Origin of the sequence: Streptomyces albidicamelliae (genome assembly GCF_025642175.1) — a bacterium.
In the GTDB taxonomy this organism is placed as follows: Bacteria; Actinomycetota; Actinomycetes; order Streptomycetales; family Streptomycetaceae; genus Streptomyces; species Streptomyces albidocamelliae.
Genome location: NZ_CP106795.1, coordinates 1,147,039 through 1,156,484, shown reverse-complemented (window position 1 = coordinate 1,156,484; position 9,446 = coordinate 1,147,039). Strand labels below are relative to the sequence as shown.

The following is a 9,446-nucleotide window of genomic DNA, read 5'->3' as shown; positions in this document are numbered from 1 at the left end:
GTGAGGTGGTGGAGATCAGTGGCGTGTCGGGTGCGGCGGTGGAGACGGGTGGGTCGCCGGAGTCGGTGGCGTGTGTGATGTTCACGTCGGGTTCGACGGGTGTGCCGAAGGGGGTGGCGGCTTCGCACCGGGCGCTGGCGGCGACGTTCGTGGGCCCGGACTATCTGGCCTTCGGTCCGCAGCAGACGTTCCTGCAGTGTTCCCCGGTGTCGTGGGACGCGTTCGCGCTGGAGGTGTTCGGGCCGCTGCTGCACGGCGGGCGATGCGTGCTTCAGCCCGGTCAGCACACGGATCCGCATCAGATCGCCGAGCTGGTGGAGCGTCATGAGGTGACGACGCTCCAGATGTCGGCGAGCCTGTTCAACCACATGCTCGACGAACACCCCGCCGTCTTCGGTCAGATCCGCGAGGCCATGACAGCGGGGGAGGCGGCCTCGCCGGCCCATGTCGCCCGCGCCCTGGAGGCACACCCTCGACTGCGTCTGCTGAACGGGTACGGGCCCGCGGAGAGCATGGGTTTCACGACGACGTTCACCATCGAGCCGGGGACGGCCGAGGGAGCGGCGAGCATCCCGGTCGGTGGTCCCCTGTTCGGCAAGCACGCCTATGTGCTGGACGGGAACCTGGAGTTGGTGCCGCCGGTGTGCCGGGTGAGCTGTATGTGTCGGGTCATGGTCTGGCGCACGGTTATATCGGTCAGCCGGGCTTGAGTGCGGACCGGTTCGTGGCGGACCCGCACGGTCCGGCCGGCTCGCGGATGTACCGCACGGGTGACCTGGCGCGGTGGAACAAGCAGGGGGCGCTGGAGTACCTGGGGCGGGGCGACGAGCAGATCAAGCTGCGTGGTTTCCGTATCGAACCGGGGGAGATCGAGGCGGCGTTGGCTTCGCACCCGCAGGTGCGGCAGGCGGCGGCCGTGGTCCGCGAGGACCGCCCCGGCGACAAGCGCCTCGTCGCCTACGTGGTCGCCCAAGGGGCGGACAGCGCTGCTCTGCTGCGGCACACCGCTGCGCGGTTGCCCGAGTACATGGTGCCCTCGGCCGTCGTGGTGCTGGAGGAGCTTCCGCGGACGGTCAACGGCAAGCTCGACCGCCGTGCCCTGCCCGCACCCGACCTGACCGCCGTGTCGGAGGGAAGGGCTCCGCGCAACCCGGCCGAAGAGATCCTGTGCAGCCTCTTCGCCGACACCCTCGCCCTGCCCTCCGTCACCATCGACGACCACTTCTTCCACCGCGGCGGACACTCCCTCCTCGCCACCCGCCTGATCAGCCGCATCCGCACCGTCTGGGACACCCGGATCACCATCCGGGACCTGTTCCAGAGCCCCACACCGGCCCTGCTCGCCGAGCACATCGCGGCGGGCAGCGGGGGCAACCCCCTCGACACCGTGCTGCCCATCAGGGCGGCCAGGGGACGCGACGCGGGCGAGGCACCCCTCTTCTGCTTCCACGCCGTGTCCGGAGTGAGCTGGGGCTACGCCGGACTGCTGCCGCACCTCGACGCCGACCGGCCGGTCATCGCCCTCCAGGCCCGCCGTCTCGGCGGCACCGAGGGAGCGCCGGACTCCATCGAGGAGATGGCGGACGACTACTTGGCGGAGATCCGCGAGGCCCAGCCGCACGGCCCGTACCACCTCCTCGGCTGGTCCTTCGGCGGACTCGTCGCCCACGCCGTCGCCGCCCGGCTGGAATCGGCCGGCGAGGAGGTGGCCCTGCTGGCCCTGCTCGACGCCTACCCGCTGCCCGACGGGTTCCGGGCGCCCGAGGTCGACGGCAGGCACGTACTGACCGCCCTGCTCGGCAGCCGGGGCGCATCCGTGCCGGTGCGCTGCGCGGACACCGCCCCGGACGTCGCCGAACTCGCCGAGGCGCTTAGGCGGTCGGACCCGGTGCTCGCCGGTCTTGACCAGGCCCAGGCGGCGGCCGTGGTGGCGGCCACCCTCGACAACCTGCGCATGCGTTACCGGTACGTGCCGGACGTCCGGTACGGCGGCGACGCGCTGTTCTTCGACGCGACGGGCACACCGGCGGCACAGTCCGGCGCGGCGGCCTGGGCGCCGTACGTGACGGGCCGGGTCGAGGAGTTCGCCGTCGACTGCGAGCATGCCCGGATGACCGAGGCGGAGCCGCTGCGGACGATCGGGGAGGTGCTCGCCCGCCGACTGCGGCCGGCCCGGATCTGACGCACCCCGCCCCCAGGGGCCCGTACGGCCGACCCAGTGCCGTACGGGCCCCGCCGCATGCCCGGAGGCGCCCCGACAGCAGCCACACGTAGAGGAGTTCGGGCCCGCCGGCCGGCCCGTCCGTGTCCCGCTTCCGGTGCCGCGGCGGCGAACTGCCCGCATACTGCCGCTTCACCAGCCGGATCCGCGCCCCGCCGCTGCCTAGCGTGAAGGGGTCCGCATGATCGGCCAGGCCCAGTGAGCGGTCCGGTCCGGCCCCCAGAGGAAGTCAAGGACATGGTGGATCATTCCGGTTGGCGCGTCGGCGTCGCTTCCGCGCCGATACATCACGGCGAAATTCTCCAGGGCGTCTTTCCGCACCAGGGTCAGCTCACCCGGGGGCTGGTCACGATGCCCTGCACCGTCCACACCACCCAGGCGTCCTTCATGCCCGCCCGGGGCGAGGAACTGACCGTCTCCCCGGCCTGGAAGACCAAGGCGCGGCGCGCCGCGCAACTCGCCGTGGAGGCCTGCGTCCCGCCCGGTGACCGGCCGGTCGGCGGCCACCTCGAACTGACCGGCGACGTCCCGCTGTGCCGCGGCTTCGGCTCCTCCACCAGTGACGTGCTGGCCGCGATCTGGGCCGTCCAGGACGCTCTGGTGCGTCCGCTGCCGCCCGAGGAGACCGCACGGATCGCGGTGTGCGCCGAGACGGCCTCCGACTCCTTGATGTTCAAGGAGAGTTCGGTGCTGTTCGCGCAGCGCGAGGGCAGGGTCATCGAGGACTTCGGCTACCGGATGCCCGCCCTGCGCGTCCTGGGCTTCGGCTCCCGGCCCGAGAACGAGGGCAAGGGCGTCGACACCCTGGCCTTCCCGCCGGCCCGCTACGACAGCACGGAGATCGGCGTCTTCGCCGAACTGCAGGCGATGCTGCGGGAGGCCATCCACACCAAGGACGTCGCGCTGGTCGGCGCGGTGGCCTCGGCCAGCACCGAGATCAACCAACGGCATCTGCCCATCCCGCTCCTGGACGGCCTGCGCGCCATCGAGCGGGAGACCGGCGCCCTCGGCATCCAGACCGCGCACAGCGGAGACATCGCCGGACTCCTCTACGACCGCGACGACCCCGAGATCGAGGCACGCACCGAGCACGGCCGGCGACTCCTGCACAACATCGGCATCCACGAGCAGTGGATCTTCACGACGGGTGACTGACATGACTACGACCACGATCGCGGGCGCCGCGCGGGTGCACGACTCGGTGGTGGACGCCACCGAACTGCCCCGCATCATCCAGGTGACCGAGAACCTCTACGCGGCGGCCTTCAGCCTGATGAAGCTGCTGCCCGCGCGATTCATCGTCGACCGGGCGGAGGCCGCCGGGCAGCTGCGGCCGGGCACCCGGATCATCGAGACCTCGTCCGGTACCTTCGCGCTCGGCCTGGCCATGGTGTGCCGGCTGCGCGGCTACGACCTGACCATCGTGGGCGACTCCGCCATCGACCGGGACCTGCGCACCCGGCTGGAGATGCTGGGCGCCACCGTCGAGATCGTCGAGTACGCCGGCCAGCCCGGCGGCATCCAGGGCGCCCGGCTGGCCCGGGTCGAGGAACTCCGCCGGCTCCACCCCGACAGCTTCGTACCGGGACAGTACGACAATCCCGACAACCCCGGCGCCTACGCGGCCGTGGCCGAACTCGTCGGCGAGACCATCGGCTCCGTGGACTGCCTGGTCGGCCCGGTCGGCTCCGGCGGCTCCACCGGGGGCCTGGCCGCCGCGCTGCGCCCCGCCGACCCGGCCCTGCACCTGGTCGGTGTGGACACCCACGGCTCCATCATCTTCGGCACCCCCGACGGACCACGCACCCTGCGCGGCCTCGGCAGCAGCATCCACCCCGGCAACGTGCGCCACGCGGCCTACGACGAGGTCCACTGGGTCACCGCCGCCGAGGCCTTCCACGCCACCCACGAACTGTTCCGCACCCACGGCCTGTTCATGGGCCCCACCAGCGGCGCCTCCTTCCAGGTCGCCTCCTGGTGGGCCGCCCGCAACCCCGGGAGCAAGGTCCTCATGGTGCTGCCCGACGAGGGCTACCGCTACCAGTCGACCGTCTACAACACTGACTGGCTGCGCGAGCAGGGCATCGAACCGGCCCCCGCCCCGGGCGGCCCCGTGACCGTCGAGCACCCGCTCGACGCCCCGCCCGCCTGGGCCCGGCTGGTCTGGGCCCGCCGCGGATTCGACGACGTGATGATGCCGGAGGCAGGCGCATGAACACCTCACTGCTGCTGTTCGTCGAGTCCAACACCACCGGCACCGGACGCCAGTTCGCCCAGCGGGCCCGCGCCCTCGGCGCCGAGCCCGTGCTGCTGAGCGCCGACCCCGGCCGCTACCCCTACGCGGCCGAGGACGAGCTGCGCACCGTGGTCGTCGACACCGCGGACGGCGACGCCCTGTGGGCCGCCGTACAGCGGCTCGCCGCCGGGCAGCGGATCGCCGGTGTGCTCTCCAGCTCCGAGTACTACGTCGCCACCGCGGCGGACCTCGCGGCGCGGCTCGGGCTGCCCGGGCCGTCGGCCGACGCGGTACGCGCCTGCCGGGACAAGTCCGTGCAGCGCCGCACCCTGGCCGAGGCGGGCGTGCCCGTCCCCTGGTTCTCCGTGGCCGGGGAGGTCGCCGAGGCGGTCGCCGCCGCCCAGTGGCGGGGCGGTCCGGTGGTGGTCAAGCCGGTCCAGGGCTCGGGCAGTCTGGGCGTCCGCCTGTGCCGGGACACCGGTGAGGTCGCCGTCCACGCGCGCGGACTGCTGGCCGCGACGGTCAACGAGCGCGGGCTGAGCACACCCTCCCGCGTCCTCGTCGAGCAGTACCTGACCGGTCCCGAGTTCTCGGTCGAGGTGTTCGGCGAGCACGCCGTGGTGACGGTCGCCAAGCACGTCGGCGCACCGCCCGCCTTCGTGGAGACCGGGCACGACGTGCCGGCCGTGCCGGCCGCGGCCGACGCCGCCGCCCTCGTCGACAGTGCCGTGCACGCCGTCAAGGCGCTCGGCCTGGGCTGGGGCGCGGCCCACGTCGAACTCCGCCTCGACGCGGGTGTGGCCCGCGTCATCGAGGTCAATCCCCGGCTGGCCGGCGGGATGATCCCGGAGCTGGTGCGCCGCGCCCGCGGTGTCGACCTGGTCGGCGCCCAGGTGCGCGCGGGCCTCGGCCTGCCCGTCGACCTCACCGACGCGGCCGGCGCGGCGGGCGCCGCCTCGATCCGGTTCCTCACCGCCGGCGCCGACGCCGTCCTCGGGGACACGGACGCCGCCGAGGCGGCGGCCCGCGCCGTGCCCGGCGTCGTGGACGCCGCCCTGTACCGCACGCCCGGCACCCGTGTCGGACCGGCCGAGGACTTCCGCGGCCGGCTCGGGCACGTCATCACCGCCGGAGCGACCCCGCGGGAGTCCGCGCGGGCGGCCGACACCGCGCTCTCCTTCGGCCTGGCCACCGCCCTGGAGCACGCCCCGGCACGGGAGGCGATGCCGGTATGAGCACGACCCCGAACGCCGCCGACGCCGTCCCCGGCGCGGCACCGGACACCGGCGGAGTGGACACCGGGCGGCTGCGCACCGCTCTCGACGCCACCGCCCACCGCATCGTCTACGACCAGTACGGCTCCGGCTCCGGCGCCGACGATCCGACCGGCCGCGAACTGCGGCTCATCAGCGAGGTGGACCGGGCGCACCTGGTGATGCTCACCGAGCGCGGCATCGTCGACGCGGGCCGCGCCGGCGCGCTGCTCGGCACCATCGACGCGCTGCGCGCCGCGGACTTCGAGCCCGTCCGGGACCGCCCGATGCCCCGCGGCCTGTACCTGGCCTACGAGGGCTGGCTCGTGGACCGGCTCGGCCAGCGGACCGGCGGTGTGCTGCACACCGGACGCTCCCGCAACGACCTGAACGCCACCACCGTACGGCTGCGGGCGCGCGCCCCCTACGCCCGGCTGCTGGACGAGGTCCTGGCCCTCGCCGGGGTCCTGCTCGACCGGGCGGAGCGGTACCGCGACGTCGTCATGCCCGCCTACACGCACGGCCAGCCCGCCGTGCCGATCTCCTACGGCCACTACCTGTGCGGGGTCGCCGGCGCCGTACTGCGCTCCGCGGCCGGCCTGCTCGACGCCGGACGGGAGATCGACGTCAACCCGCTCGGCGCGGGGGCCGTCGGCGGCACCTCGGTGCCCGTCGACCCGGCCCGCACCGCCGAACTCCTCGGCTTCACCGCCGCCACGCCGAACTCCGTCGACGCGGTCGCCTCCCGGGACTTCGCGCTGCGGATGCTGTCCGCCTCGGCCGTCCTCGGCGTGCTCATGGCCCGGGTCGCCCGCGATCTGACCTGGTGGACCACCGAGGAGTTCGGGCTGCTGCGGATGGCCGACGACCTGGTCGGCTCCAGCTCGATGATGCCGCAGAAGCGCAACCCGTTCCTGCTGGAGCACATCCAGGGACGCTCGTCCGCCGCCCTCGCCGGCTTCACCGGAGCCGCCACCGCCATGTCCACCGCCGGCTACACCAACGCCATCGCCGTCGGTACCGAGGCCGTACGCCACCTGTGGCCCGGCCTCGCCGGCACCGAGGAGGCGGCGACCCTGCTGCGGCTCGTCGTCGCCGGTGCCGAACCCGACCGCGACCGCATGCGCGCCCGGGCCCGGGACGGCTTCACCTCGGCGACCTACCTCGCCGAACGCCTCGTCGTGGACGGCATCCCCTTCCGCACCGCGCACCATCTCGTCGGGGAGACCGTCCTCGCCGCCCTGGACGGCGGCCTCCCGCTGTCCGAGGCGTCCCGTACGCAGCCCGACGTGGCCGGCGCCGCCGCCGGATACCCCGCCGACTGGCTGGACCCGGAGACGGTGGCCGCCGCCTGCGCCCACGGCGGTGGTCCCGGCGGCACCGCGCCGGACGCCGCCCTCATCCAGGCACGCTCCGAACTCGCCTCCGCGGAGCAGGAGTTCGCTGCCCGCCGGACACGCTGGGCCGACGCCGCCGCCCGGCTGACCGACGAGGTCGCCAAGGTGGTGGCCGACCGATGAGCGCGTCCACCGGAGCCACCGCACCACGGCCCCGGGGCGGACTGCTGCGGCAACGGGACTTCCGGCTGCTGTGGGCGGGGGAGACCGCGAGCCGGTTCGGCAGCAACATCACCGGTGTCGCCATGCCCCTGGTCGCCGTCGTCACCCTCGACGCGAGCACCTTCTGGGTGAGCGCGCTGGCCGCGGCGGCCTGGCTGCCCTGGCTGCTGGTCGGACTGCCCGCCGGCGCCTGGGTGGACCGGCTGCCGCGCCGCCCGCTGATGCTGGTGTGCAACCTGGGCTCACTGGTGCTGCTGGCCAGCGTGCCCGCCGCCGCCTGGCTGGACGCGCTGACCATGACCCAGCTCCTGGTGGTCGCCCTGCTCACCGGCCTGGCGAACGTCTTCTTCTCGATCGCCTACCGCGTCTACCTGCCGTCCGTCGTGGAGCGCGAGGACCTCGCCGAGGCCAACGCCAGACTCCAGGGCAGCGAGTCCGCGGCACAGCTCGCCGGACTCGGTGGCGGCGGCATGCTGGCCGGACTGTTCGGAGCGGTCAGCGGCCTCCTCGTCGACGCGGCGACCTTCCTCGTCTCCACCCTCTGCCTGCTCGGCATCCGCAGGTCCGAACCCCGTCCGGAGACGTCCGCGGCACCCCGGGCACTGCGCCAGGACGTGCGCGACGGCCTCCGGTACACGGTGCGCGACCCGTACCTGCGCGTCCTCACGACGTACGGCACCGTCACCAACCTGCTCCTCACCGGCTACCAGGCCCTCCTCACCGTCTTCCTCGTACGCGACCTGGGCGTCGGGGCGGCCGCGGTGGGCTGGCTGCTGGCCGGCGCGAGCGTCGGCGGGCTGCTCGGCGCCGTCGTCGCCGGCGCGCTCTCCCGCCGCTTCGGCTCCGCCCGCGGCATGCTGCTGTGCAAGTTCGCCACCGCGCCGTTCGGGCTGCTCGTGCCGCTGGCCCAACCGGGCTGGCGGGTCGTCCTGCTCGCCCTCGGCGGGGGCATCCTCGCCCTGGGTGTGGTGTCCGCCAACGTCGTCCAGGGCACGTTCCGCCAGCAGTACTGCCCACCACACCTGCTGGGCCGGATCACGGCGAGCATGTCGGTCGCCAACTTCGGTGCCATCCCCGTCGGTTCGCTGCTCGGCGGTGCCCTGGGCGCCACCCTCGGGGTGCGGCCCGCGCTGTGGCTGCTCACCGGAGGCCTCGCGGTCAGCTCCGCGCTGCTCCTGGCGGGGCCCCTGCGCGCGCACCGCGACCTGCCCACCGAACCACCCACACCACCCGAGGTCCAGGACCGGCCGGTCGGCGCCCTCGGACGGAGCTGAGCCGCCCCGGCGGCGGCCCGCGTATCGTCATCGAACAGGAGGGGTCCGGTGAGTGATCCCATGAGCGGTTCCCCAGCCCCCGCGAGCGGCACCCTGCTGCACGCGGCGGCGCCACCGGGGCTGGCACTGCCCCGGCCCGGTTCCCTGGACCTCTGGCTGCTCAGGGTCCCCGACGTCCGGGGGGCGGGACTCGACCCGACCGTGCTGGACGCGACGGAACGGCGGCGCGCCGCCGAACTGGCCCACGGCGGCGACCGGATCCGCTTCACCGCCGCCCATCTGGCGCTGCGCCGCCTGCTGGGCACCTACCTCGGCACCCGGCCGCAGGACATCCGCTACGGCCGCGAGACCTGCCCGTGCTGCGGCGGCCCGCACGGCCGGCCGACCGTGCTGGGCGCCACCCGCGAGCTGCACTTCTCCCTCTCCCACCGCGGCGATCTCGTCCTCATGGGCACGGCGGTGGCGCCGATCGGCGTCGACGTGGACCTGATCGCCGATCCGGCCGGCGCCGCCGAACTCGCCGCCATGCTGCACCCGGCCGAGCGGGCGGAGATCGAGGCGCTGCCGCCCATGCGCCGGCCGCGCGCGCTGGCCCGGCTGTGGACCCGCAAGGAGGCGTACCTCAAGGGCCTGGGCACCGGCCTGGGCCGGGACCCGGCGGCCGACTACGTGGGCTCCGGGCAGCCGGACGGCCCGTATCCGCCCGCCGGCTGGACCCTTCTCGACGTCCCCGTCGACCGCGGCTACGCGGCGGCCGTCGCCGTGCACGGCAGGCTGACGGCACCCGTGCCGCGGGTGAACCGCCTGTCGGACCACGACATCCGCGGCGGACCCCCACCGGAAGCACCGGAGCCTTGACGCGGAACACCGGCCCGGCACGCGGCTGCCGGGCCGCGAGGGCCC

Annotated in this window: 8 protein-coding genes; all 8 read left to right on the top strand. The window is 74.2% G+C overall.

Features of this window, described 5'->3' with window-relative positions; genetic code table 11:
- Positions 1-5: 5 nt before the first annotated feature.
- The 8 genes from N8I86_RS05550 to N8I86_RS05515 all read left to right on the top strand — a co-directional run bounded on the left by N8I86_RS05550 (position 6) and on the right by N8I86_RS05515 (position 9,401).
- Complete coding sequence (locus tag N8I86_RS05550; protein WP_263277259.1) at positions 6-710, top strand: AMP-binding protein; 705 nt, start codon at positions 6-8, stop codon at positions 708-710.
- Between the two features lie 14 nt (positions 711-724).
- Positions 725-2,182, top strand: a complete 1,458-nt coding sequence (locus N8I86_RS05545; protein ID WP_404830785.1) for an alpha/beta fold hydrolase — start codon at positions 725-727, stop codon at positions 2,180-2,182.
- A 276-nt stretch (positions 2,183-2,458) separates the two neighbouring features.
- A complete protein-coding gene (locus N8I86_RS05540) occupies positions 2,459-3,376 on the top strand; it encodes a GHMP family kinase ATP-binding protein (RefSeq protein WP_263277257.1) in 918 nt (305 codons plus the stop codon).
- Position 3,377: 1 nt separating this feature from the next.
- Complete coding sequence (locus N8I86_RS05535; protein ID WP_185091474.1) at positions 3,378-4,436, top strand: PLP-dependent cysteine synthase family protein; 1,059 nt, start codon at positions 3,378-3,380, stop codon at positions 4,434-4,436.
- Complete coding sequence (locus N8I86_RS05530; protein WP_263277256.1) at positions 4,433-5,692, top strand: ATP-grasp domain-containing protein; 1,260 nt, start codon at positions 4,433-4,435, stop codon at positions 5,690-5,692. The genes N8I86_RS05535 and N8I86_RS05530 overlap by 4 nt, the downstream gene beginning before the upstream one ends.
- Positions 5,689-7,230 carry an argininosuccinate lyase gene (locus tag N8I86_RS05525; protein WP_263277255.1) on the top strand — a complete coding sequence of 514 codons (1,542 nt, stop codon included), beginning with the start codon at positions 5,689-5,691 and terminating at the stop codon, positions 7,228-7,230. The genes N8I86_RS05530 and N8I86_RS05525 overlap by 4 nt, the downstream gene beginning before the upstream one ends.
- Positions 7,227-8,543, top strand: coding sequence for an MFS transporter (locus N8I86_RS05520; RefSeq protein WP_073894681.1), 1,317 nt, complete (start codon positions 7,227-7,229; stop codon positions 8,541-8,543). Before N8I86_RS05525 ends, N8I86_RS05520 begins: the two co-directional genes overlap by 4 nt.
- Positions 8,544-8,603: 60 nt before the next feature.
- Positions 8,604-9,401 (top strand): 4'-phosphopantetheinyl transferase family protein, encoded by a 798-nt coding sequence (locus N8I86_RS05515; protein ID WP_073894680.1) that lies wholly within the window; start codon positions 8,604-8,606, stop codon positions 9,399-9,401.
- Positions 9,402-9,446 lie beyond the last annotated feature (45 nt).

Coding starts and splice junctions, on each gene's coding strand:
- N8I86_RS05540 (WP_263277257.1), top strand. CDS start 2,459: ATGGTGGATCATTCCGGTTGGCGCGTCGGCGTCGCTTCCGCGCCGATA.
- N8I86_RS05535 (WP_185091474.1), top strand. CDS start 3,378: ATGACTACGACCACGATCGCGGGCGCCGCGCGGGTGCACGACTCGGTG.
- N8I86_RS05530 (WP_263277256.1), top strand. CDS start 4,433: ATGAACACCTCACTGCTGCTGTTCGTCGAGTCCAACACCACCGGCACC.
- N8I86_RS05525 (WP_263277255.1), top strand. CDS start 5,689: ATGAGCACGACCCCGAACGCCGCCGACGCCGTCCCCGGCGCGGCACCG.
- N8I86_RS05520 (WP_073894681.1), top strand. CDS start 7,227: ATGAGCGCGTCCACCGGAGCCACCGCACCACGGCCCCGGGGCGGACTG.
- N8I86_RS05515 (WP_073894680.1), top strand. CDS start 8,604: ATGAGCGGTTCCCCAGCCCCCGCGAGCGGCACCCTGCTGCACGCGGCG.